Annotated in this window: 20 protein-coding genes, 3 pseudogenes and 2 CRISPR repeat arrays; of the genes and pseudogenes, 4 read left to right on the forward strand and 19 right to left on the reverse strand. The window is 64.3% G+C overall.

Annotated features, from left to right (window positions below; genetic code table 11):
- Positions 1 to 65: 65 nt before the first annotated feature.
- The 19 genes and pseudogenes from ACV7NQ_RS43565 to ACV7NQ_RS43655 all read right to left on the reverse strand — a co-directional run bounded on the left by ACV7NQ_RS43565 (position 66) and on the right by ACV7NQ_RS43655 (position 19713).
- Complete coding sequence (locus tag ACV7NQ_RS43565; RefSeq protein WP_463364826.1) at positions 66 to 1676, reverse strand: ABC transporter substrate-binding protein; 1611 nt, start codon at positions 1674 to 1676, stop codon at positions 66 to 68.
- Positions 1677 to 1744: 68 nt separating this feature from the next.
- On the reverse strand, positions 1745 to 2716 hold the full coding sequence (locus ACV7NQ_RS43570) for an LLM class flavin-dependent oxidoreductase (RefSeq protein WP_463364827.1): 972 nt from the start codon (positions 2714 to 2716) through the stop codon (positions 1745 to 1747).
- Positions 2713 to 3219: a nuclear transport factor 2 family protein gene (locus ACV7NQ_RS43575; RefSeq protein WP_463364828.1), complete on the reverse strand. Its 507-nt coding sequence runs from the start codon at positions 3217 to 3219 to the stop codon at positions 2713 to 2715. The genes ACV7NQ_RS43570 and ACV7NQ_RS43575 overlap by 4 nt, the downstream gene beginning before the upstream one ends.
- Positions 3216 to 4367: an SDR family NAD(P)-dependent oxidoreductase gene (locus ACV7NQ_RS43580; protein WP_463364829.1), complete on the reverse strand. Its 1152-nt coding sequence runs from the start codon at positions 4365 to 4367 to the stop codon at positions 3216 to 3218. The genes ACV7NQ_RS43575 and ACV7NQ_RS43580 overlap by 4 nt, the downstream gene beginning before the upstream one ends.
- Complete coding sequence (locus ACV7NQ_RS43585) at positions 4360 to 5277, reverse strand: DUF1028 domain-containing protein (protein WP_463364830.1); 918 nt, start codon at positions 5275 to 5277, stop codon at positions 4360 to 4362. The genes ACV7NQ_RS43580 and ACV7NQ_RS43585 overlap by 8 nt, the downstream gene beginning before the upstream one ends.
- Positions 5274 to 6065 (reverse strand): alpha/beta fold hydrolase, encoded by a 792-nt coding sequence (locus tag ACV7NQ_RS43590; protein WP_463364831.1) that lies wholly within the window; start codon positions 6063 to 6065, stop codon positions 5274 to 5276. The genes ACV7NQ_RS43585 and ACV7NQ_RS43590 overlap by 4 nt, the downstream gene beginning before the upstream one ends.
- The gene (locus tag ACV7NQ_RS43595) at positions 6062 to 6613 is read right to left on the reverse strand and encodes a YybH family protein (protein ID WP_463364832.1); all 552 of its coding nucleotides are present in this window, start codon (positions 6611 to 6613) and stop codon (positions 6062 to 6064) included. The genes ACV7NQ_RS43590 and ACV7NQ_RS43595 overlap by 4 nt, the downstream gene beginning before the upstream one ends.
- 185 nt (positions 6614 to 6798) lie before the next feature.
- Positions 6799 to 7296, reverse strand: coding sequence for a YybH family protein (locus ACV7NQ_RS43600; protein WP_463364833.1), 498 nt, complete (start codon positions 7294 to 7296; stop codon positions 6799 to 6801).
- A gap of 122 nt (positions 7297 to 7418) precedes the next feature.
- The gene (locus ACV7NQ_RS43605; protein ID WP_463364834.1) at positions 7419 to 7628 is read right to left on the reverse strand and encodes a hypothetical protein; all 210 of its coding nucleotides are present in this window, start codon (positions 7626 to 7628) and stop codon (positions 7419 to 7421) included.
- 217 nt (positions 7629 to 7845) lie between these two features.
- A CRISPR array of direct repeats spans positions 7846 to 8316; the repeat unit is 37 nt; unit sequence GTTGAGATCCTCGCCGGTCCGTTCGGACCGGCGCAGC.
- Positions 8317 to 8417: 101 nt separating this feature from the next.
- Positions 8418 to 9609: direct repeats of the CRISPR family, unit length 37 nt; unit sequence GTTGAGATCCTCGCCGGTCCGTTCGGACCGGCGCAGC.
- Positions 9610 to 9666: 57 nt separating this feature from the next.
- Positions 9667 to 10107 (reverse strand): annotated as a pseudogene (locus ACV7NQ_RS43610) (CRISPR-associated protein Cas4); the annotation flags it as partial.
- A 7-nt stretch (positions 10108 to 10114) separates the two neighbouring features.
- Positions 10115 to 11032: a type I-C CRISPR-associated protein Cas7/Csd2 gene (cas7c, locus tag ACV7NQ_RS43615; protein ID WP_463364835.1), complete on the reverse strand. Its 918-nt coding sequence runs from the start codon at positions 11030 to 11032 to the stop codon at positions 10115 to 10117.
- 29 nt (positions 11033 to 11061) lie between these two features.
- Positions 11062 to 12438 carry a type I-C CRISPR-associated protein Cas8c/Csd1 gene (locus ACV7NQ_RS43620; protein WP_463366038.1) on the reverse strand — a complete coding sequence of 459 codons (1377 nt, stop codon included), beginning with the start codon at positions 12436 to 12438 and terminating at the stop codon, positions 11062 to 11064.
- A protein-coding gene (locus tag ACV7NQ_RS43625) for an IS3 family transposase (RefSeq protein WP_463361988.1) occupies positions 12422 to 13839 on the reverse strand; the annotation gives its coding sequence in 2 pieces (ribosomal slippage) (positions 12422 to 13473 and positions 13473 to 13839; 1419 coding nt in all). Before ACV7NQ_RS43625 ends, ACV7NQ_RS43620 begins: the two co-directional genes overlap by 17 nt.
- Positions 13840 to 13916: 77 nt before the next feature.
- Positions 13917 to 14507 carry a type I-C CRISPR-associated protein Cas8c/Csd1 gene (locus ACV7NQ_RS43630; protein WP_463364836.1) on the reverse strand — a complete coding sequence of 197 codons (591 nt, stop codon included), beginning with the start codon at positions 14505 to 14507 and terminating at the stop codon, positions 13917 to 13919.
- Positions 14507 to 15139: a type I-C CRISPR-associated protein Cas5c gene (gene cas5c / locus ACV7NQ_RS43635; RefSeq protein WP_463364837.1), complete on the reverse strand. Its 633-nt coding sequence runs from the start codon at positions 15137 to 15139 to the stop codon at positions 14507 to 14509. The genes ACV7NQ_RS43630 and cas5c overlap by 1 nt, the downstream gene beginning before the upstream one ends.
- A gap of 449 nt (positions 15140 to 15588) precedes the next feature.
- Entirely contained in the window at positions 15589 to 17901 is a 2313-nt protein-coding gene (cas3, locus tag ACV7NQ_RS43640; RefSeq protein ID WP_463364838.1) for a CRISPR-associated helicase Cas3', read from the reverse strand.
- A gap of 410 nt (positions 17902 to 18311) precedes the next feature.
- The gene (locus ACV7NQ_RS43645) at positions 18312 to 19256 is read right to left on the reverse strand and encodes an IS5 family transposase (RefSeq protein WP_463364839.1); all 945 of its coding nucleotides are present in this window, start codon (positions 19254 to 19256) and stop codon (positions 18312 to 18314) included.
- 122 nt (positions 19257 to 19378) lie between these two features.
- Positions 19379 to 19564: a hypothetical protein gene (locus ACV7NQ_RS43650; RefSeq protein WP_463364840.1), complete on the reverse strand. Its 186-nt coding sequence runs from the start codon at positions 19562 to 19564 to the stop codon at positions 19379 to 19381.
- A 26-nt stretch (positions 19565 to 19590) separates the two neighbouring features.
- Positions 19591 to 19713, reverse strand: coding sequence for a hypothetical protein (locus tag ACV7NQ_RS43655; RefSeq protein ID WP_463364841.1), 123 nt, complete (start codon positions 19711 to 19713; stop codon positions 19591 to 19593).
- Positions 19714 to 19799: 86 nt separating this feature from the next.
- On the opposite strand from ACV7NQ_RS43655, the gene ACV7NQ_RS43660 reads away from it, so the two are divergent.
- The 4 genes and pseudogenes from ACV7NQ_RS43660 to ACV7NQ_RS43675 form a co-directional block, all read left to right on the forward strand.
- Positions 19800 to 20039, forward strand: coding sequence for a hypothetical protein (locus ACV7NQ_RS43660; protein WP_463364842.1), 240 nt, complete (start codon positions 19800 to 19802; stop codon positions 20037 to 20039).
- Positions 20040 to 20098: 59 nt separating this feature from the next.
- A pseudogene (locus ACV7NQ_RS43665) lies at positions 20099 to 20824 on the forward strand (class I tRNA ligase family protein); the annotation flags it as partial.
- A gap of 128 nt (positions 20825 to 20952) precedes the next feature.
- Positions 20953 to 22370 (forward strand): IS3 family transposase gene (locus ACV7NQ_RS43670; protein WP_463364843.1). Its coding sequence is split into 2 segments (ribosomal slippage): positions 20953 to 21319 and positions 21319 to 22370, totalling 1419 coding nucleotides; the frame shifts between segments, so codons are not numbered across the junction.
- 34 nt (positions 22371 to 22404) lie between these two features.
- A pseudogene (locus ACV7NQ_RS43675) lies at positions 22405 to 23073 on the forward strand (CysS/YqeB C-terminal domain-containing protein); the annotation flags it as partial.
- Positions 23074 to 23161 lie beyond the last annotated feature (88 nt).

Consider the following 23161-nt stretch of genomic DNA (forward strand, 5'->3'; position numbering starts at 1 on the left):
CGCGATGGGCCGGGGTGAGGGTCCGGCAGGTACGCCGGCCTCACCCCGGGCATGTCGGGTGAGGGCTATTTGAGGGTGAGGTTCTGGAACCGCAGGTACTGGTCATCGGGTCGGGTGACCCCGCCCACGTTCGAGTTCCCGACGATGATGGAGTCCCGCGTGTAGAGGAATGCCCAAGGAGCGTCCGCGATCGCCATCTGCTGCGCCTGCTGCGACAGCGTGTCGCGTTGGGCGCTGTCGGTCACGTTGATGCCATTCGTCACCAGCGCGTCGAACTGCGGGTTGGAGTAGCCCGAGTAGTCGGTGAATGCGGTCGACTTCAACAGGAAGTTCATCTGGTAGATCGGGTCCTCGCCCCACGAGTACCACTCGCCCAGGAACATCTGCAGCTTGCGAGCGCCGAGAGCGGTGTTGTAATCGGCGGCAGTCATCTGGTTGACGGTGACGTTGATGTCACCGGCCGCGAGCGCGCTCTGGATGAACGTCGCCGACTCCACCGCGCTCGCGTCCGCCGCGTCGACCGAGAGCGTCAGCGACAGGTTGCTGACTCCAGCAGCCTTCAGCAGCGTTGCCGCCTTGGCCGGATCTGTCGGGTAGGCGTCCTTGGTGCCCGTGGAGTCGAGTGCGCTCACCATCGGATAGGGCGCCGGTCCGTATGCGGAGTTCGCGAAACCCTGCATCACCTCCTTGCGCAGCGTGTCGTACGGGATCAAGTAGGAGATCGCCTGACGAACCTGAGGGTTCGACAGCGCCGGATCCTTTACGTTCATGCCCATGTACACGATGTCCGACGAAGGCGTCCTATAGACGGCGACCTTATTGTTGCCCTGCGCCTGCTTCGCCAGCTTCGGCGGTAGGCCCATCGCGATGTCGATGGAACCGTTCTGCAGGGCCAGGTATGCCTGGTCGCTGGTGGGTATGTTCTGCAAGGTGACGGTCGCCGGGGCCATGCTCATGTCGGCCGCCGTGTAGTTCGGGTTCTTGGTCAGCACGATGCTGGTACCCGGAGTCCACTTCGAGATCTTGTAGGGGCCCGAGGCGACCACATTCTTGGCGAAGTAGTCCGACGCCCATTTCTGTGTGCTGCTCTTCATCGCCGCCGCCTTGTCCAGGATCCCGAAGGTCTGGAACGACAGGAACTTCTCCATCAGGGCGGCCTTCTGCGTGGTGACGATCTGGACAGTTGTCGGGTTCACCACCGTGATGTCCTTGGCCGGGTCCGCGATGTTGAGATACGTCGAGAAGACGCGTGTGTAGCCGGCATCGGAAAGAGCACGCTGCAGGGTGTACGCAACGTCGTCCGCAGTGAGCGGGGAACCGTCCTCGAACTTCAGGTCGGGCTTCAACTCGATTGTCAGCAATGTTCCGTCGGCGTTGTACGTCACGGATTTCGCCAGCGACAGCGAGTACGTGTTGTTGCCGACGAGTGTGCCGCCCTTGTCGGTGTAGTTCTCCGTGAACAGCGTTCCGTATACGTTGCCCACCACGGTATAGCCGGTGGCGGCCTTGAACTGGACGGGGTCGAGGTTGTCCACGTCGCCGAAACCGATGACAACGTCGGACCCGCCAGCGCCGTTCGTGGACGTACCGGAGCTGGATGACGTACAGCCGGCCAGAAGGAGCAACCCCACGCCGGCGACCGCCAGGGCGGATCGCCTCAAGACTTCGAATTCCATCGTATTCTTCTCCTATAGGGGTTGGAACGCATACGGTCCCGACGGCAAGTGACGGCGCGGGACAGGTCTCAGGACTTGGACAGCCCCAGTGCTGCCCCGGCAGACTTGATCTGCTCGACGAGATTCGTGCTGTCCACCGGCATCAAGGCGATCTCGTCCGCGCCCGCTTCCTCGAGTGCGGCGAGGGCGCGCAGGCAGGTCGGGGCATCTCCGCTGATGCTGATGAGATCGATCCAATCGTCGGGCATCTCACGCTCGAGCCGCTCACGGCCGCCGCCAGCGAGCAGCGCTTTGACGTCGTCGGTGATACCGGCCGCATCGGTCAGCCCACTGTTGCCGTGCGACAAATACTCCGCGATGACCGGGCGCGCAGCGTGCCTCGCCTGTTCGGTCGTCTCGGCCAAGGAGAAGATCGCGAAGGCCGAAATGGACCGTCGTGGGGTGCCGGCACCGGCAGCTTCGTCGATCCTTGCGCGCGCGCGGCGCACGAACGCCGGGCTGGACAGCACCGACATCAGCACCCCGTCGGCGATCTCGCCCGCCAGGCTGGTCATTTTTGGGCCGGTCGCACCGATGTAGATCTGCGGGACCTTCGCCGGCGGGTAGCTCAGACGGACCGATTCGAACGTGAAGCGGTTCGTGACAGACAGCGACTCGCCCGCGAGCAGCGAGCGCACCGAGTCGACCGTGTCGCGCATCGACGTGAGCGGCGCCGCGTGGGCCACACCCATCTGATCGAGCCACGCCGCGACACCCGTACCGAGTCCCAGCCGGAAGCGGTCGGGAAAGGCTCCCGCGAGTGTGGCCGCTTCCATCGCCGTGAGCGCCGGATGGCGGACATAGATCGGCAGCAGGCCGATGCCGACAGTGAGATGCTCGGTAGCACCGAGTACGACGCCGGCGCCGGCCACTCCGCCGGTCATGAAGTAGTCCTCGCTCATCCAGACGCTGTCGAACCCGGCGGCCTCGATCGCCCGGGACGCCTCCGGAAGCAGCACCGGCGGCAGCGTGCTGCCCAGTACGTAGCCGATAGCGGTCATTCGTGTCCTCCAGATCGAACGGGTGTCGCATATGTGCGCTCAGGTGCGAAGCGGGGTAGCAGCTCACGCAGGGGCCAGCCCGAGCCACCGACCTGGATGGCCAGGATCTGCTTGGCATCGGCGAGCAAGGTGTCGACGCCGTGGCAGCGCCAGGCGGCGCCCGAGGCGGTGGTGCCGCTCTCACGCCAGATCACGACGGTCATCAGTGCCTGCGAGAACGCGTCGACGAGCTGGAAGTCCATCTCACGAAACAGCGTGCTCTGGAACTCGAAGAACTCCCGTGCTCGGTCGATGCCGACGAGGGGCGGGTAGGAGGGAAACCGCAGCGTGACGGCTGGGTGGAGCAGGGCCAGCATTCCCGCCAGGTCAGCGCCGAGATAAGCCGCGTAGAACGCGCCGACTGGAAGGGGCAGCCGGGCTACCACGTCGGCATTGCCGGCGGTGACGACCGCGTCGTCGCCCGCGATGCCTCGGGCCAGCGCCGACAGCTCGCGCGTGCTCATGACCGGGTCCTCGTCGTCGAGGCGATCCGGTAGCCGCCGTCGAGCGGAAGGACAACACCAGTCACCATGTCGAAAGCCGGCTCGCACAGCGCTACGACGGCTCGCGCAACCTCCGCACGCGTGACGAAGCGGCCGGCCGGCGTGCCGCGGAGCATGGCAGGGACAGCTGTGGGGTCGATCGCATTCATGGCCTCGACGCTCTCCTCGATCTGTCCCGGCGCGACCGCGTTCACGGTCACCTCGGGGGCGAGTTCGTAAGCCAGCGACTCGGTCATCAGGCCGAGTGCTCCCTTGGCAAACCCATAGAGGCCGTGGTCTCTGACGTACGCCGAGCCCGCGGAGATATTGACGATCCGTCCCCTGCCCGCCTCACGCATACCCGGGGCAACCAGCTGAGCCAGCCGCAACGCTGCGCCCATGTGCACCTGCAAGCCGGTGTCCCAGGCCGGCCCTGACAGTTGCGAGAGCGGGGTGCTGTCCCAAGGCCCGAGGTTGTTGATCAGGATGGTGATCGGTCCACCGAGCGCCACGGCCGCGTCGAGCACGAGCTGTTCGCTCTGCTCGGCGTCGGCCAGGTCCGCCGGCAGGTAGGCTGCGCGGCTCCCCACGGCGGGCGCCGGGACGGTGAGCTCTGACCGGGTGCCGTGGAAGGCCACCGACGCACCGGCCCGCAAGAACGCCTGGGCGATCTCGAATCCGAGCGTGTCCGATGACGCAGTGACGAGCACCCGGTCGGTGCAGGGCTCGATGCGACCCGCTGCCGCCACGGGCCGGGTCGCGCCAGCCGGCGCGGCTTCCGTCGTTGCATCGTCAGGGTCCGTCCCGTCGGTGTAGGACACGATCTCGGTGACCTTTCCCGCGCCCGGGTGGGAGAAGACGAACACCGCGCGGGTACCGGGGTTCGCCGGGCGAGCCGGTGCGAGCAGCACTGTCCGGTCGGCGTGCCCGAGGGCGGTCAACCCGGCGCGCTGCCCGGCGTCCAGTGATCCCAGGATCGACAGCAGGGCAGCCGATCCTTCCGAGAGCGATGACAGGTGCATGTCCAGGCACAGCTGTGCGCTCGGCGCCGCCAGGGCGGTCAGCGCCTCGCCCGACGGCGTCGCGGCCAGGTCGATCAGGCGTCGCCGAAGCTCCAGCTGGTCAGACATCGCCGACCAGCTCCGATGCTGCGACCGGAAGGATGCCCACTTCGTGCAGCCCTTCGACGAACGCGCGGTATTGCTCACGCTCGCTGACCACCCGGCTGATGAGCTTCCCTCCCTGCTCGACGGAACCCGCGCGGACGAGCAGCACGCCCTTCCATAGCTGGGGTTCCAGGTCGTCACCGATGACGCGCTGGGCGCCGTCGAGCGCCTCGAGCGCTGCGTTCAGTTTCGCGCCGGAGGTTGGCGACGTGCTGGAGAGCAACCCAGGGGTGAAGACCGAGTTACCGAAGATCGTGTGCGCCTCGCTGAGCTCGACGAGGCGGCGCAGCTCCACCAGCGGGTCGGCGCTCTCGTCCACCCGCAGGTCGAGAAGTCGATTACTCCATGGCCGGGGCCCGCGCTCGCCACTGACGATCACGATCGACGCCGACATCCGGCCACGAGCGTCGCCACCGGCGGCCTCCGCCGCATCCATCGCCGTCAGGATCCGGCTCGACAGAGATCCGGCCGACGACTCGTACGCGGTCAGCATCGCCGGTACGACGTCCCCATTGGTCAGCATGTTCCCTAGCACGACGACGTCCTTGCCGCGCAGCTCGCCTCTCGAGGGCACGCAGCGAGCTCCCGTGTAGGAAGCCGCGTCGCCGGTGGCGTCCAGCATCGCGACTTGGCGCAGCTCGCGTTCGTCGTCGGCTGCCAGAAGCTCCTGTAGCGATTCGGTTGCGGTCCTGCCGGCGGCCATCAGGGTGAGTCCGTCGGGGCCGTAGGCCGGGTCCACGAACGACTGGGTAGCCACCACCCCGACACCGGACTGGGCGAAGGTGACCACCCGTCCGAGTGCGAAGTAGTGCGACTGGCTCGCTACGCCCAGCTCACCGGTCTCCGGGTCGCGCGCGACGATCGAGAAGGTCATCGCTGCGTCTCTGCACGTGCGAGATGCTGCTCTATGAGCGGGATGAGCGCCTCGGGCTCCTCCAACATCGGCAGGTGGCCGATGCCCGTCATGATGATGTGCGGCGCGTTGAGCGCCTTGGCCATCTCGGCCCCTGCCTCGGGCAAGCAGGTCAGGTCGAATTCGCCCGTGACGACTGTCGCCGGGCAGGTGACAGTAGCGGCGTTCGAGCGGACGTCGGTCGCACCTGCCGCGCGCCACACCTTGCGCACGTCATCGGGCCCGTTGGGGTTGCAGATCGCCAACGTCTTCGCGACCACCTCGGCGGACGCGTGTGGGCCAAGGGAATACTTCGGGATCACGATCGAGAACATCTCGGGAACGGAGTGGCTCTCGAGGGTGGCCAGAACCGAGGCGTTGTCACGGTTCACGGAGAACATCTGGCTGCCGACTGCCATCACCGAGACGACCCGGTCGGGCAGGACGCTGGCAATATAGGTCGCTATCGGGCCACCGAGCGATCCACCGATAGCGTGGAACTGCTTGATGCCGGCTGCATCGACCGCGTCGATACAGTCTTTTGCCCACAGGTCAACGCTGTATTCGGCCACAGGTGGCGAGTCACCGAACCCGCGCATGTCGGGGACGATCAGGAACCGGTCGTCGAAGGCGGATACGACCGCGTCCCACGCCGCGCCGCGCAGGTTTATCGGATGGATGAACAGCAGGGGCAACTTCTCGGACGCTGGGTCTCCGAGGTAGCTGACGGCAATCGGGCCTGCGTCGCGATCGATCGTCCGCCGGCTCATTTCCCGACCACGCTGATCGTTTCGTGCCCGGGCACGAAACCCAGGCCGCGCTGGTCGCTGGTGTCCGTCGTGCTCGGGCGCACCTCATCACCCGGCGGGAGCGGGGAGCAGTGGAAGTGCCACAGCTTCCACTGCGGCTCGCCGTCACCGTCGTCGCGCTTGTATACCTCCGTGGCGCGCACCCGCGTGACCGGACCGTAGGCGGACTCGGTCGCCCCGATACTCAGTGGGGTGCCGTCCTCGGCCACAGTGTTCCGCGTCCGCGGGAACAGCGCCTCCGCGCACAGGTAGGCCATGTCCGCCCCGATGTCGAGGCGCATGATGTACACCTCGGACATTCCGATGTTGATGCGCGTGCTGTAGTACTCCCAGAGGGTTGTCTTCTCGGCGATCCCGAAGTACGGATGCCCGTTGAGATTGAACATCAGGTACGCGTCGCCGGCCGGGAAGACCGTCTGCATCCGCGGGATGTCGAGCCCGCAGTTGGCTTCCCACCAGTCCTTGTGCAGCGCGAGAATGGCGCTGCGATCACTCTCGAGAGTGGACATGAAGATTCCTTTCTGGCTGGAAATACCGGCATTTAGGCATGCCAAACAAAGCGCCGAGACAAAATCGCATTGCGTCTCGAGAAGACCCGAAGAGAATCCTTCATAAATCTTGTTTCAACAACAGTGTAATTGGATTACATTTCTCGCCGGTGACAGCTTATTTCAGTGCTGTTACCGTTCGTGTGCTACTGGTCGTCCGTGACAGAAAAGCTCTGCCCGTACGGCAGGTAGCCGACGCCGCGGGATTCGTAGGTGTCGCCGAACGGCACGCGAACCTTGTCGGGCGCGGCCATCTGCGAGCAGTGGAAGTGCCACATCTTCCAGACCGGATTGCCGTCGCCGTCGTCACGTTGGTAGATCTCGGTGCTGCGCAGATACTGATCTGGCAGGGCGACGGTCTCGAAGTTTCCCTCGCACAGCAGCCACGCCATGTCGCCGCTGACCGTCAGCCGCCAAATGTGCATGACAGCAGGCTTCGGGCGGGGAATATCCTTGAAGGACTCCCAGAACGCGGTCAGTTCCTCGCGGCCGAAGTACGGATCCCCACTGAGATTGAAGTTGAGGAACGAGTACCCCGGCGGAAAGCACTCGCGCATCAAGGGAATGTCCCACTGATAGTTGGCCACCCACCAGTTTCGATGGATGCTGAGAATCTCTTGCCTATCGCGCTCGTTCGTTCCCACTGCGTGTCTCCATCTACGGTCTCGAAGTGGGCCGGCAATAACCGGCACCAGGGATGTATTCGGTTTACGTCTTGGGCGGATGTTACGGACGTAACGGCCGCACCGGGTGATTCAGTCGGTGCTCAGGCATCGACGCCTGCCAGCAGGGCCTGAATCAGGCGCGCCGTGTATTCCGGCGCTTCGAGCATCGGCAAGTGGCCTTTATCCTCGATCAGGACCGCCTCTGTTGGGCGTAAGGACCGAATCGCCCTCCCATTGCAGGTAGGACAGACCCCGGTCCGGCCGAGCGTCGTGCGACGTACCGGCGCGGTGTCCTCGATCGCCTCAGCCACATTGAAAATGTAATCAGATTACATTGCCGTCATGATTCGCGTTTATCACAACTACGTGACGAGCCGCTCGATTGGGTTCGACAGTTGGGCGGTCGTCTGATCCGTATCAACTCATCCCCGCAGACACCACAGCTCCTTAGTTGGTCCGAGCTTCTCGAACCTGTCGGTGCGGCGGCCCACACACCACTTCGCCAGGCACGATTCCAGCCTCGGCTGCGTTGAGATCCTCGCCGGTCCGTTCGGACCGGCGCAGCCGTTATCGGTGCCGTCAGCACCGCCATAGCCGCATTGTTGAGATCCTCGCCGGTCCGTTCGGACCGGCGCAGCTCGGCCACCAACGGTGATGGTGGACTCGCCACCGTGTTGAGATCCTCGCCGGTCCGTTCGGACCGGCGCAGCGCGGACCGCGCGGTTCGCGTCCAGGACCTTGGTGCCGTTGAGATCCTCGCCGGTCCGTTCGGACCGCCGCAGCTGGCAGGTGGCCTGGTGTTCGGCGTTCCGGATCTGTTGAGATCCTCGCCGGTCCGTTCGGACCGGCGCAGCCAGCTTGCTGGAGAGGCAGCACGTTCGACATTCGGAGTTGAGATCCTCGCCGGTCCGTTCGGACCGGCGCAGCTCGTCGAGTGTCGCCAGCCGGTCGGTGCCTTCGGGTTGAGATCCTCGCCGGTCCGTTCGGACCGGCGCAGCAGCGTCCTTCTGAATGACGCCCAGCGGGAGTATCTGTTGAGATCCTCGCCGGTTCGGACCGGCGCAGCTGGTCAATGCGCCGGCAGTACCTTGCACGCCGATGTTGAGATCTTCGCCGGTCCGTTCGGACCGGCGCAGCTCGACCTTGCCCCACTGGTCGGAAATCCAATCGACAGTTGAGATCCTCGCCGGTCCGTTCGGACCGGCGCAGCGTCTTCCCGGCGTCGGAGTAAGTCTCCCGCCAACCGTTGAGATCCTCGCCGGTCCGTTCGGACCGGCGCAGCTTTGCGCAGCCCGTCCTTTTTTCGTGTCCTGCTCGTTGAGATCCTCGCCGGTCCGTTCGGACCGGCGCAGCGCCCCTACGCCGCCGACGAAGCCCACATCGTCTGGCAGGTTGAGATCCTCGCCGGTCCGTTCGGACCGGCGCAGCCCATCAAGGCGCCCGTACCAATCGCACAGCTCAAGTTGAGATCCTCGCCGGTCCGTTCGGACCGGCGCAGCCAGTAGCGGACGCCGTAGCCGTAGGACTGCACGGTGTTGAGATCCTCGCCGGTCCGTTCGGACCGGCGCAGCGCCGGGCACGTGGCGCAGCAGAACGCGCTCAGTCACGGTTGAGATCCTCGCCGGTCCGTTCGGACCGGCGCAGCCAGTTGCCTGCGTGCGCGGTTGCGGTGCCGATCGGGTTGAGATCCTCGCCGGTCCGTTCGGACCGGCGCAGCATGTTGACACCCGACACCCCGGCGCGGGTATCGGTGTTGAGATCCTCGCCGGTCCGTTCGGACCGGCGCAGCCTTCTCGGGCCGGTCCAATATGAGGATCGACAAGAGTTGAGATCCTCGCCGGTCCGTTCGGACCGGCGCAGCCTGATGCCCTACAGCCGGATGACCGTCTATACGACGTTGAGATCCTCGCCGGTCCGTTCGGACCGGCGCAGCGTTCGTGGTGATCACCGCAGGGCAGGTGTCGTTGTTGAGATCCTCGCCGGTCCGTTCGGACCGGCGCAGCACCATAGACGCGACACCTACGTACTGCTCGGCCTGGTTGAGATCCTCGCCGGTCCGTTCGGACCGGCGCAGCCACGCTGTGACGGCATCGTCGCCGAACTCGATGACGTTGAGATCCTCGCCGGTCCGTTCGGACCGGCGCAGCGTTCTTGCGCGCGTCCACTGAGCCTTCCGCGGCAAGGTTGAGATCCTCGCCGGTCCGTTCGGACCGGCGCAGCGATAGTTCGCTGTGGACGATTCTCGCCACCAGAATGTTGAGATCCTCGCCGGTCCGTTCGGACCGGCGCAGCGCCCGGGCATGTTCGCTGCACCCATCGGCACCGCCCGGTGGCAGTCAATTGCGCGTCGACGTCAATCCTGTAGCGGCGGCGGGTTTTACCGGCGAAGAGTTCGCCGTAGGGTACGTCTGCTCTGAACATTTCACGCAGACACAGCACCTGCGCAGCGACCTGGAGATCGGCTGGTCCGCCGACTCGGTATGTTCCTGATTTGTGCTCCACCGGGACGGGGCCGGTGGCTGTCCAGTGGACGGTGTCGCAGACTCCGTGGATGCCGAGTTCGCGGTTGTGGACGGGTGTTGACCGCCAAATGGTGGTCCCTGCCCGTCCGGTGAGTGTTCCGCCCCGGTCGACTGCCGCGTGTGCGATGTCTCCTCGGACAGTGTCAACGTTGGACTCGAAATACGCTTCCTGCCGGATCAGGATGGCTTGACGCGGGCAGTAGGCGTGGTGCTCGATCGCCGAGATCGGTACGTCCCAGCTGTGCCCACTAACCGAGGGTTCGGGCATCGCTCGGTTAGCTGATCGCTTGGGTGAAGGTGATGCCGGTCGGTAGGTCGGTGGTGTCGACGGCCACGTCGTAGTCGGCGAAGCTGCGTGGACCGTGCTCGCTGTGCTTGTTGCGCTGTGCGATGCTCACGCGATTGAGCAGTTTGTGGGCTGGAGCGTTGCCGAAGGCGTTGTCGTGGCTGAAAACGTATAGGCCGCGAGTGGCCATGCTGCCGCGGGTGGCCGAGCGGTCATGGTCGAACATCATTTCCAGGACACGGTAGAGCAGCTCGAAATCCTTTGCGTCGACACCGGTTTGGGCGCCGCGGCTTGCGGAGTAAGTGATTTCAGCTTTGTAGAGGCCATAAGGGATGGTCCATTTTCCACCCATTTCGGTAGACTCGCCGTTGTCGATATCGGTTTGGCGGGTCTGTGTGACACGGGTGATCGGATGCTCTGTTGGGGTGACCGGGTCGATGCTTCGGGCCATACCGACTTGCAGAGGGCCTCGGATTTGGCCGAGGGCGTTGGTGTCGCCGGTGGACAGGACAGCGCCGAAGAGACGGATGTCGGCGTACCGGTTGCATAACCACGCTTTGGCGATGCCGGCTTCATCCTTGGTCAGGGTGGCCTTCTTTTTCCCCTTTGCGACGAGGTCCAGCCCATTCGCGGTGTATGACTCAGCCAGTCGGGTGTTGAGGGCGTGGCCTGCTTCGACGAAGATGCCGTAGCGGGGGTTGTCCGCTGCGGCCAATGCCAGGGTGTCGCGGATTTTGCGTTTGATGCAGACGTCGGTGATCAGGCCGTGGCCGGATTCGATATCGACGCGAGGTTGGTTGCCCGCGTCGGGGTTGCCGTTGGGGTTGCCGTCGGTGACGTCGAACAACAGGACCATATCGTGGCGGACAGCGGGATTCAGATGCGAAGCAGCGAGTGTGGCAGTCATCAGGAGTGGTGTCCCTTCAGGGGCGGAGGTCAGGCGTCGGCGGAGGTTGTATTGGTGCGGAAGGCGAGTTGGTGGTGGTAGCCGAGGACGAACTGTTCTTGCTGCCGCAGACTGCAACGCGCGGGCAACCCGTTGCCGTCGACAAGTGCATAGAGTTCAGTCAGCTGGTTCGTGAAGTAGGCAGCGTAGGCCGGTGAGTGACGGCGCCTGATCTTGTTGAGCCAGGCATTGGCCTCGATCCGTCCTTGAGTGAGTGCAACTCTCGGTGTCGCTACCGCGCTACGGAAATAGCGGTTGCCGAAAGTACTGTTCACCTCGTCGGGTTTCTTGTCCGCGTCCGATTTCCCCTTGGCAGTCGGACCACCGTTCGCTGCTTCTTCGTTGCGGCGGTGTGCGGCGCGCTGAGTGTTCTCCAGCAAGGCGAACAGGCGGCCAGCGAGGTAGGCGGGGTCGCGGCGGTCGATGTCGAGCCCTGTCGGCATGGGCGTGTCCTCGTTTCGGTTGGGGCAGCGGTTGAGGGCGAGGCGAATCAAGGCGACGCGAGCGTCGTCGATGCGTCGGTCGTTGCTGATGCGGTGCATCAGGTGGCTGCGTAGCGACATCGACACCGGCGTGCCGAGAAATGCCGCCCGCAATAAGTCGTGGTTAGCCTGCGCGAAGCGGTCGGCATTTTTGGCGCCGAAGCGCGCGTATCGCCCAGTTCCCTTGTCCCAGCGTCCCAGGCACTCCACCATCTCTCTGATCGGATGCCAGCGCAGACCCGGTCCGAGCGTGACGCCGTCCGGCAATGCCCTCGGGTGCGGCCACCGCGGCGTGTTCTCGTGATCGTCGAACCAGGCCGCGATATTGCGGTCCAAGCTCGGCGCGTTCTTGTCGGCATCGACCAGCGGTAGATCGATCCAGTCGCGCACCATCACACGAGAGACGTTCCCTCCCACCGCAAGCCAACAGAAGCGAGCCGCCTGCCTGCGAGCCGTCGTCGGTTTCCCGGCATGCACAGACCGCAGCAGTGCGATGACCTGGTCGGGATCCGGTTCGATCACCTGATCGACCCACAGCTCCTCGCCAGGATCGCTGCACCACCACGCGAGCCGGGCGTTCTGGTCGGGATAGGTTATTGCATGCTCGGAGGACAACACTCCGGTCAGGCCGACCATCATCTCATCGCCACAGGTCAGACAGATAGGCGTGTAGGCGAGTTGATCGTTGGTCAGGTCGTAGCCGAATACCGGCTCGTTGACGCTCACCAGAGTGGCGTCGTTGCTCGCGCCGGGAACCAGAGTCCCCGATACCTTGACCGGAATATTTTTCAGCAAGTCACGCTGTAGCCCGCAGACCAGGCATGTGTCGAATCGGAATTTGTCAAGCCGAATGAGACCGCTGGGTGTGTTATGCGGCTGCGGTATCGGTCTCCTGGGTGTTGTCGTCGGCGGGTCGGTTGATCCAGACGGTGTGGGGCAGGTCGAGGATCTTCGGCGGTGTTGTGGTGGCGAAGCGGTGCGGGTGTCGGGCGCGGGCCGCGTCGAGCACGGTGCGCCGGTCGGCTGCTTTGCCGGTGGCCAGCCCGTAGTGGACATCGGCGGGTGTGTGTAAGCCGATGCCGGTGTGGCGGTGTTCGTGGTTGTACCACTGGGCGAATGAATCCATGAATTGTCTTGCCTCGGTGAGTGTTCCGAAGCGTTCAGGGAATTCCGGCCCGTATTTCAAGGTTTTGAACAGCGCCTCGGAAAAGGGGTTGTCGTTGGACACCCGCGGCCGGGAATGCGACCGGGTGACCTCGAGGTCTGCGAGCAGCGCTGCGACGGTCTTGGATGTCATCGAGGTGCCCCGATCGGCGTGCACGACCTGCGGGATGCCGTGGACACCGAAGATCTCCTTCATCAATTCCGTTGCCAGAACACCGGATTCGTGAGTATGGACATGGACACCGACGATGTAGCGGGAGTAGATGTCGATCATCACGTAGGCATCGAAATATTGGCCTTTGATCGGGCCGGCGAGCTTGGTGATGTCCCACGAATACACCTGCCGGGACGCGGTCGCGACCAGCTCCGGACACACCTTCGCCGGGTGTCGCGCCAGTCGTCGGCGTTCGCCGACTTGCCGGTTTTCCCGCAGCACCCGATACATCGTGGACACCGAACACAGGTAGACACCCTCATCGAGCAACTGGGCGTAAATCTGCAGCGGCGCCAGGTCGACGAACCGGTCGCTGGTGAGCACCGCCAGAATGCCCGCTCGTTCCAGGACGGTCAGCTTGTTAACCGGGTCCGGAGGCGGTGTCGTGGACACCACCACAGTGAGCGCGGCGGCGGCCTTGCCCCGGCGGATCGCGGTCGAACGCACCAGCCCGGTCAACGACGCCGCTTGCCGGGTGGGCACCCCAGCGGCGGTCAACGCCGTATACGCGGCGGTCAACGCTTCTTGCGCTGCTCGTCGGAATCCGCTCTCTCGGAAAGGTTTTCCAAGAGAGCGTGCGCTTTTCCCATAATATCCAGGGCGGCCTCGGTGGTCGACAGGCGCTTGTTCAGCCGGGCGTTCTCCCGCGTCAACCGGGCGATCTCGGATTGCTCGGCGGTCAGCTTGCCGATCTTGTCGCTGGGCTTGCGGCCCGCGAGCACCCCGGCGTCACGCTGCTTGCGCCACTCGCTGATCAACGACGAGTACAGGCCCTCACGCCGCAGATACCCACCGCCGTCGCCGTGCTCGACAGCGGCCTCGTAGGCCCGAAGATGAGCGAGCTTCTCGGCCGCGCTGAACGCGCGGCGCCGCTTGGGCTCGTCGGCTCGTGGCCCCGGTGAATCCATCCGTCCATTGTGGCCCCCGATCGTTGAGGTCCTCGTGCTGGTGGTCATGAAGAAGTTGATCCGTATCTCGCCCTGCGTCAGGCCGATTTGCTGTGAACCAGTGGACTCAACTCAGCCTGACACGCAGGGAATCGACCGCTCGACTTATTTGCCGCAACCTCTACCGCCCACTGCCTGGCTGCGGTCGGGCTTCGGTGGGCCGGAACGCCGTCGATCACGGTGATCACGCGATCTTTGGCCCGAATACCTTCAGGGTGGTCGAGGAGCGCCAGACGGCCCGAGGTGAGGAACGTCAGCAAAAGGTGCGGTACTCGGTCGACCTCTGGTTTGACTGCCTCAGCCCACCTGCGCACCAGATCGATATAGTCCTGGTGGCATCTCGCAACGCGCTCATCCTTGGTCGAGTCGTCACCCCAACCCAGAACGTACTGCACGTCATCAGCAGCCAGGTGCGCCAAGACGTTCACTGTCCGATCGGAAGTCGGGACGGTATATGTCACACCCCGATTCGACGCCTCGGGGTCACGCAACCCCGTCAACTCAACACGCTCGATCTCGCCACGCCTCGTGCGGATGTCGAGCTTCCACCGAAACTCGAATTCTCGATGGAAGGCCGGGCCGTCGCCACGGTTGTCCCGCCCGTAGGCCGCCAGACGATTCAGAAGCATCAGCACTCCACCGAATCTTGCTGTGCAATACCGTCTACCGGGATATCGAGCACACCCTTTTTCAACGTGGCATGGAACCAGGTGAACGACTTTCGCCGGTCTTCGTGGCGAATGCTGTGCAGCATCACCCCCAGCTCGGCGTCCATCTCGATCGGTGGCTGATCGTCTGGTTCACCGAAGCTCGCGGCGAATTCCCGTGTGCCTAAATATGGTTGGGAGAAGCACTGTCCGCGCGCTACGCGCCGCCGGAACTGGTCTCGGTAGGCGGCTTCCGGCTTGGTCGCGTGCGGACGCAGGTCCACTTGGGCGTGAATCCGGTACGCGACGTCCTTCAAACAGACCGCGTTTCGCTGGACCCGATTCGCGACCGTGTCCAACCGTCGTCGACCCGAAGCCGCATCGGATAATGACGCTAAATCCGTTGTCTCGTTACGTCGTAACGTGAAGTGACGAATCTGCTCGAGCACCTCGATGCGTTTGATCCGGTACGAGAACTCCGGCTTCCAGTAGATCGCCTCCAACACCCCGATAGCCGCGGTCGGCGTCATCACCGGGTAGGACACCCGCTCGACGGTCAACTCCGGTCGGGTGAACAACGCACCCGGACCCCTAACCTGCACAACCAAAGACACTGAAACCGCACCCTTTCCAGCACTGGACATAAGAAATAGAACGCTGACCCGACGGGATGGCACACCAGACCACCATATGTAGAAGTTCACGTATCCTGCCGCCTGAATCCCCCAGCGGCACAAGGAAGGCTAGCAGCGGGGACGGCACATGGGTATCGGAATTTCTCCGAAACTTGTTGCGCCAGGGGTATGACGGGCATAGCGCAGCATCCTGCTCCAAGGCACCGACAAGAAACGCCTTCGATGGGCTTTGAAAATCACGCAGTCAGGTCAGCCGGTGACGAGCACATGATTGAACGAGACCCCTAAGCACGGTGACTGCCGCACTCAGGAGCCCCTCGCAGATAACCTTGGCAGGCCGCAGGTTACGTGTTGAGATCCTCGCCCAGCCAACGGGACTGGGCGCTGCCATAAGCGACTACCCATCCGAGACGGACGCCACACTCAGGTCAGAACACCGTGGGGATGTCATCCTCGTCGATGCCAACTCCGCGGCACGTCGTGGAGTCCCAATCGTAGGTGCCCTTCCATCGTCCGAGGTCTCCCACGACGTTGTCGATCAAGGCGGCGGTGTCGGAACGTCGAGCACGATGGCTGGGCAGCTGAACTATCCACGGCTGCAGCGTCCGCAGCGCTGCTGAGGACCCGACTGCGCCTGCGGCGAGATCGGCTACCGTGGCTTCGATCACGGTACGGCGATAGTGGTCGTCGATGACGACCGGCACCGTATCCTGGTCGATCATTCGGAATGCTTTCTTGGGGTCCCTGGCCGCGCTGTTGCCGAGATCGATCTCGGGACCGTCGGTGACCGCGATGTAGTCGAGCTTGCGACGGTTGTCCTCAACGACTTGGCCGACGTTCCATTTCGATCGGTTCATCGGCCGGTAGTCCAGTCTCAACTGCTCGTAGAGCTCCTCGTAGTAGCGGGCGAGAACATCCTGGTCATCGAACTCCGCCTGAGCTGACCCGAAATGAGTTGTCGTGAGGGAACATCCGGTCTCATACTCGGGCGGACGCTTGCCCTCGGCCGGATCGAACACCACGACCAAACCACCCTGCGGGTACTCGCCATTACGGTTCGCACGGCCACCAGCCTGCTGCACCGAATCAGCCGGAGCCAGCGCACGCCACACCACCGGGAAGCTTACATCCACACCAGCCTCGATCAACTGCGTGGAAACCAGCAACACAGGCAAACCATCCCCAAGGCGCTCAGTGACCACACGCAAGACAGCGCGTCGATGGTCCGGGCACATACGGGTCGACAGATGCCACACATGCGGATGTTGCTGTGACATCAGACGATAGAGCTGGCGAGCGTCGGGCACCGAGTTGACGATCACCAGTGCCTGATGTTGAGCACCCACCTCGTTCGCGACTTGGTCCCAGGTCATTCGCGAGTCCAGCCGCCGCTCATAACCCACCCGACGAGCTCGGTCGAACAACGACTGTGGATCGCTAATGACTTCATGAATCCTGATCTCGTCACCCCCCGCCGCGGACGCTCGCCACGCCGACAGCGACTGGAACTGCGGCTGGGTCGCCGAAGTGAGCAACACAGTCGTCCCGAAATGCTCAGTCAGAGTGCGCAGTCCACTCAGAATCGGCAACAACAACCTGGGCGGCAACGCCTGCACTTCGTCGAGGATCAGCACGCTATTAGCCAGCCGGTGCAGCTTGCGGACCTCAGACGGCTTCCGCCCGAACATCGACTGGAACAACTGCACCGTCGTCGTCACCACGAAAGGTGCATCCCAATTCTCCGCCGCCAGACGCGCCCATCTCTGCGCCACGCTCGCCGGACTTGTCGGATCGCCGTCCGGCTCAAGACGAACACTCGAGTGATGCTCTAACACCACCGGCTCGGACACGTCGTCGAGAAGTCGCCGATACACCTCGGCGTTCTGTTCAGTGATCGTCACGAACGGAACCGCCACAATGACTCGAGATTTTTGCCGTGCTAGGGCGTGATGCAGCCCGAATGCGCCCTGCGCGAACGTCTTTCCCAGACCAGTAGGTGCGGCCAGCCGAAACACACCCGGCTCCCACTCCGCTGCAGCGACCGCAGCCGCATACACCTCCGCACGCAACAGATCCGTTGCTGCCATCTCGGCTGTCGTGTTCGGCTTGTCCCCGATCATTGCTGCCCGACGGCGTTCGAACCGGTCGACCAACACGGCCATATCGGCCGCCTGCGCGACCTGCGGCCCCTTCAATCCACGACGGTGCGCTCCGGTATCGAGATGGTCGGCATCGACCAACGCCGAGAACACCATCCGCAGACCCATCTCCATCACCAACTCGTTGCCTTTCCCGAGCCAGCCCGACGGAATCAACTCGCGGCGATCGATCACCGCCCGAGCCTCCGGGATAGCGTCGAAAAACCGTGCCGCAGCATCGGTGTCCTCCGACGACAGACCGACATCGAGAAGGTCCATGAACGACCGACGGCTCAGCAAACCCCCGTGATGCCCCCACACCGCCATCGCCGCAACACCAACCGCCGAATGCAACAGCCGCGCACCCAACTCCTTGTGCGGGACACCGACCCGCGCACCGCTACCCTCCACCTCCAGTAGGCGGCTCTGCCACGAACACGACGCCTTACCCGCATCGTGAAACAAGCCAAGCGCACACGCCAGATCACCCGCACCGAACACCGACGCAAACCGGCACGCCCACTCCCCCGTAGACCGGCAATGCACTCGAAGGCTGTGTCGCAACCCAGACACATCACTGGCGCTATGCGCCCACAACGTCATCCGCCGGACACTAGTCAACTATCGCCCCCAGCAACAGCATTCGCGGCTCCAACCTTTAATGTGGATCCAGGCCGCCGCCCTACTTCGAGCGTATGAATCAGCGCGGCAGTTCTCCGTACGTCCGGCGGTACCCGAATACTGGCGTTGCACCCCGGCCGATTTCACGCCTTATGACGAGCCGACGGTAATGCCGACGAGCACCACGAGGGGCGTCCGGTTCCAACGGTAGGCAGCAGGAGCGGGCTGAAGAACTAACTGCGAGTAAGGCTTCCGGGGCACAAGGAGCGCGACATGCCGGGCTCGACGGCGGACTCACCTACTGCGGGTAGGGGTGGTGCGCTCTCGGGGCGGGTCACCGGCGCGGTGCTAGCCCGTGTTTCAAAAGTGTGTGGGGCGGAATGCGCCTGCTCTCACCCGTGTCGTAGCCATTGGTTGATGGCTGCGATGCAGACGGTGGCCAGGTAGCGGACGGCGAGTTTGTCGAATCGTGTTGCCACAGCTCGGTTTTCCTTCAGCTGCCCGATACCGCACTCCACGGCGTGGCGTTGCTTGTAGTCCTCGGCGTCGAAGGCGGGTGGCCGTCCACCTGCGGAGCCTTTCTTCTTGCGGTGGGCGGCTTGGTCGAGCTTGATCGGGATGGTGGCCTTGATACCGCGTTTGCGCAGGTGCGCGCGGTTGGCGCGGGAGCTGTAGGCCTTGTCGGCGCGTACCCGCTCCGGTCGGGTCCGCGGGCGCCCCTTCCCGAGGCGGAACACCGCGATACCGGCGAGCACGGTCGTGAACTGCGGACTGTCACCGCGCTGACCCGCGGTGAGCACGAACGACAGCACCTTGCGGCCCTGCTCGCAGGCCAGGTGCGTCTTGGTGGTCCAGCCGCCACGCGAACGCCCGAGCGCATGATCGGCGGGCTCGGTATCGACCCCGCCGGGCGGCTCGACCTGGGCGTGGCCGCCGTGGCGGGCACCGGCGGCATGCCGGTGCGCCCGGGCGATGGTGGAGTCCACGCTCACCTGCCACCCGATCCGACCGCCGGCATCGGCGAACGCTTGCAGTATTTTCACGATCAGCATCCACACTCCCGCGCGTTGCCAGCGGCGGAACAGCCCGTACACCGTCTGCCAGTGCCCGTAGCGCTCGGGCACGTCCCTCCACGGTGTCCCGCATCGTGTGCGCCATCGGATTCCATCGATGAGCTGCCGTTTCGTCCATATCGGCGGGCGGCCCGCCTTCTTACCGCGAGGCAGCAGCGGCTCGAGCCGCGCCCACTGGGCGTCGGTCAGATCCGCTCGCCTCGCCACCGTTACGCTGGTCACGAGGTCTCCGGTAGTGCTGGTTCTTCTTCGTCGCTGAACCATCTACCGGAGACCTCGTCTGCATCAGATCACCGACACGCCAACACAGACAACATCTTCCGAATCACCAGCTGACGGCGACACACAGCGACACCCTCAGACCCAAACCACTTTTGAAACACGGGCTAGCAGCGATCCGCCGCACGACCGGAGAAGGTCAGGTTCTCTTCGCAGAGCGCGTCGGCGAGGGGGCTGCCGGTGTAGTCGATGATCTGGTCGGCGCCGTGAGCGCGGACCGCCGCGGCGCTGCACCCGCTCGCGGTGGCGATCACTGTTGCCCCGGTGCGCTTGGCAAGTTGGACGGCGAACATGCCGACGCCTCCGCCGGCGCCGTTGATCAGGACTCGCTGGCCGAGGTGAGGTGAGCGTGCTCGTGCACCGCCTGATAGGCGGTGAGCGCGGCGACCGAGACCGCGACGGCGTCGGCCAGCGGAATGGCCGCGGGCGCGATGGCCAGCACGGCAGCGGGAGCGGCCGCGTACTCGGCAGTGCTGCTTTGCCGCGTGCGACGAGGAACTGGGCTTTGAAGACCTCCAGTCAGGCGACGTGCCCATGGTCGGCAAACGCTGGGTACACCAAGCGGCCCACTACGACCGGATACGCGGAATATCGTACTGGTCCAAGAACTATCGCACCGCGTCCGAAGCCACCGACCCCGAGGCTTTGAGCCGGTTGTACGCCTACTACGACCCCATGCATACCCTTCCGCCCGAGGGCCGACAATGGTGGGCCGGCCGCGATCACGACCGCCCGGCTGCCGCGCCGAGACGACAACTCGCGTCGTGATGTCGGACCCCAGGATGGCAAGCCCCGAACCGGGACCGCGACCGGTAGCATCGTCGCCCGTGACGTTGCACCTCTTCGACACCGCCACGCGGAGCCTGCGGGAATTCACTCCCCTGATCCCCGGTCAGGCGACGATCTACCTGTGTGGCGCCACCGTGCAGGGACAGCCGCACATCGGACACGTGCGCAGCGGCGTCGCATTCGACGTGCTGCGACGCTGGCTACAGGCCAACGACCACGACGTGAGTTTCGTACGCAACGTCACCGACATCAACGACAAGATCCTGGACAAGGCCGCCGAGGCCGGCCGGCCCTGGTGGGAATGGGCAGCCACCTATGAACGCGCCTTCGACCGGGCCTACGACACCCTCGGCGTATTACCACCCTCGGCGCAGCCCCGAGCGACCGGGCACATCACCCAGATCATCCAGCTGATGCAGCGGCTCATCGATGCCGGCCACGCCTATGCCGCCGAGGGCAACGTGTACTTCGGCGTGCGCAGCTTCCCCACCTACGGCGCACTGGCCCGCCACAATCCCGAGGACCTGCAGCAGGGCGAAAGCCTCGGCGTAGGCAAACACGACCCGCTGGATTTCACCCTCTGGAAGGCGCACAAGCCCGGCGAGCCCGCATGGCCCTCACCGTGGGGACCCGGCCGTCCCGGATGGCATGTGGAATGCTCGGCGATGGCCACCTGCTATCTCGGTGCCGAGTTCGACATCCACTGCGGCGGAATGGATCTGCTGTTCCCGCACCACGAGAACGAAGTCGCTCAGTCTCGCGCCCCTGCGTGTCAGGCTGAGTTGAGTCCACTGGTTCACAGCAAATCGGCCTGACGCAGGGCGAGATACGGATCAACTTCTTCATGACCACCAGCACGAGGACCTCAACGATCGGGGGCCACAATGGACGGATGGATTCACCGGGGCCACGAGCCGACGAGCCCAAGCGGCGCCGCGCGTTCAGCGCGGCCGAGAAGCTCGCTCATCTTCAGGCCTACGAGGCCGCTGTCGAGCACGGCGACGGCGGTGGGTATCTGCGGCGTGAGGGCCTGTACTCGTCGTTGATCAGCGAGTGGCGCAAGCAGCGTGACGCCGGGGTGCTCGCGGGCCGCAAGCCCAGCGACAAGATCGGCAAGCTGACCGCCGAGCAATCCGAGATCGCCCGGTTGACGCGGGAGAACGCCCGGCTGAACAAGCGCCTGTCGACCACCGAGGCCGCCCTGGATATTATGGGAAAAGCGCACGCTCTCTTGGAAAACCTTTCCGAGAGAGCGGATTCCGACGAGCAGCGCAAGAAGCGTTGACCGCCGCGTATACGGCGTTGACCGCCGTGGGGGTGCCCACCCGGCAAGCGGCGTCGTTGACCGGGCTGGTGCGTTCGACCGCGATCCGCCGGGGCAAGGCCGCCGCCGCGCTCACTGTGGTGGTGTCCACGACACCGCCTCCGGACCCGGTCAACAAGCTGACCATCCTGGAACGAGCGGGCATTCTGGCGGTGCTCACCAGCGACCGGTTCGTCGACCTGGCGCCGCTGCAGATTTACGCCCAGTTGCTCGATGAGGGTGTCTACCTGTGTTCGGTGTCCACGATGTATCGGGTGCTGCGGGAAAACCGGCAAGTCGGCGAACGCCGACGACTGGCGCGACACCCGGCGAAGGTGTGTCCGGAGCTAGTCGCGACCGCGTCCCGGCAGGTGTATTCGTGGGACATCACCAAGCTCGCAGGCCCGATCAAAGGCCAATATTTCGATGCCTACGTGATGATCGACATCTACTCCCGCTACATCGTCGGTGTCCATGTCCATACTCACGAATCCGGTGTTCTGGCAACGGAATTGATGAAGGAGATCTTCAGTGTCCACGGCATCCCGCAGGTCGTGCACGCCGATCGGGGCACATCGATGACCAGCAAGACCGTCGCAACGCTGCTCGCAGACCTCGAGGTCACCCGGTCGCATTCCCGGCCGCGGGTGTCAAACGACAACCCCTTTTCCGAGGCGCTGTTCAAAACCTTGAAATACGGGCCGGAATTCCCTGAACGCTTCGGAACACTCACCGAGGCAAGACAATTCATGGATTCATTCGCCCAGTGGTACAACCACGAACACCGCCACACCGGCATCGGCTTACACACACCCGCCGATGTCCACTACGGGCTGGCCACCGGCAAAGCAGCCGACCGGCGCGGGGTGCTCGACGTGGCCCGCGCCCGACACCCGCACCGCTTCGCCACCACAACACCGCCGAAGATCCTCGACCTGCCCCACACCGTCTGGATCAACCGACCCGCCGACGACAACACCCAGGAGACCGATACCGCAGCCGCATAACACACCCAGCGGTCTCATTCGGCTTGACAAATTCCGCGCCGCCGGTGATGGCTTCGCCCGCTACTGGTTGCACAACGGGTGGGTCAGTCTGGGCGGGGAGAAGATGTCCAAGTCGCTGGGCAACGTGCTGTCGGTGCCGAACGTGCTCAAACAAGTTCGGGCCGTGGAACTTCGCTACTACCTGGGCAGTGCACATTATCGGTCGATGCTGGAATACTCCGAGCAGGCACTCGACGATGCCGCCGCCGCCTACCGGCGGCTGGAAGCCTTCGTCCGCAAGGTCGACGATGCCGCAGACGCCGTGTCGCTGGGCAAGTGGACCGATGTGTTCGCCTCCGCGTTGAACAACGATCTCGCCGTGCCCAAAGCGCTCGCCGAGATCCACAACTTGGTGACCGAAGGCAACAAGGCGCTCGCCGAAAAGGACACAGCCGCAGCCGTCGACATCGCTAGACAGGTGCGTGGAATGCTCGACATCCTCGGACTGGACCCACTGAACCCGCACTGGGACCACCACGCAAACACTCCAGCCGCCCATCATGCACTCAACGTGCTGGTGGCCGCACAACTCGAACAACGCGCCTCAGCACGCGCATCCGAAGACTGGCCCGCCGCCGATAGAGTGCGCGATCGACTGGCCGCTGCCAGCATCGACGTAACCGACACCCCTGATGGTCCGCAATGGACATTCCACCAGCAGTGAGCAGAGTCCTTCGATACGGCAACCCCGGACGCCTGCCACCCATCACGCAGGAGGTGTCCTCGGCTGCCTCGCCCCAGCAGCGCCCCAA

Source organism: Nocardia sp. Tas62D01 (assembly GCF_055232035.1).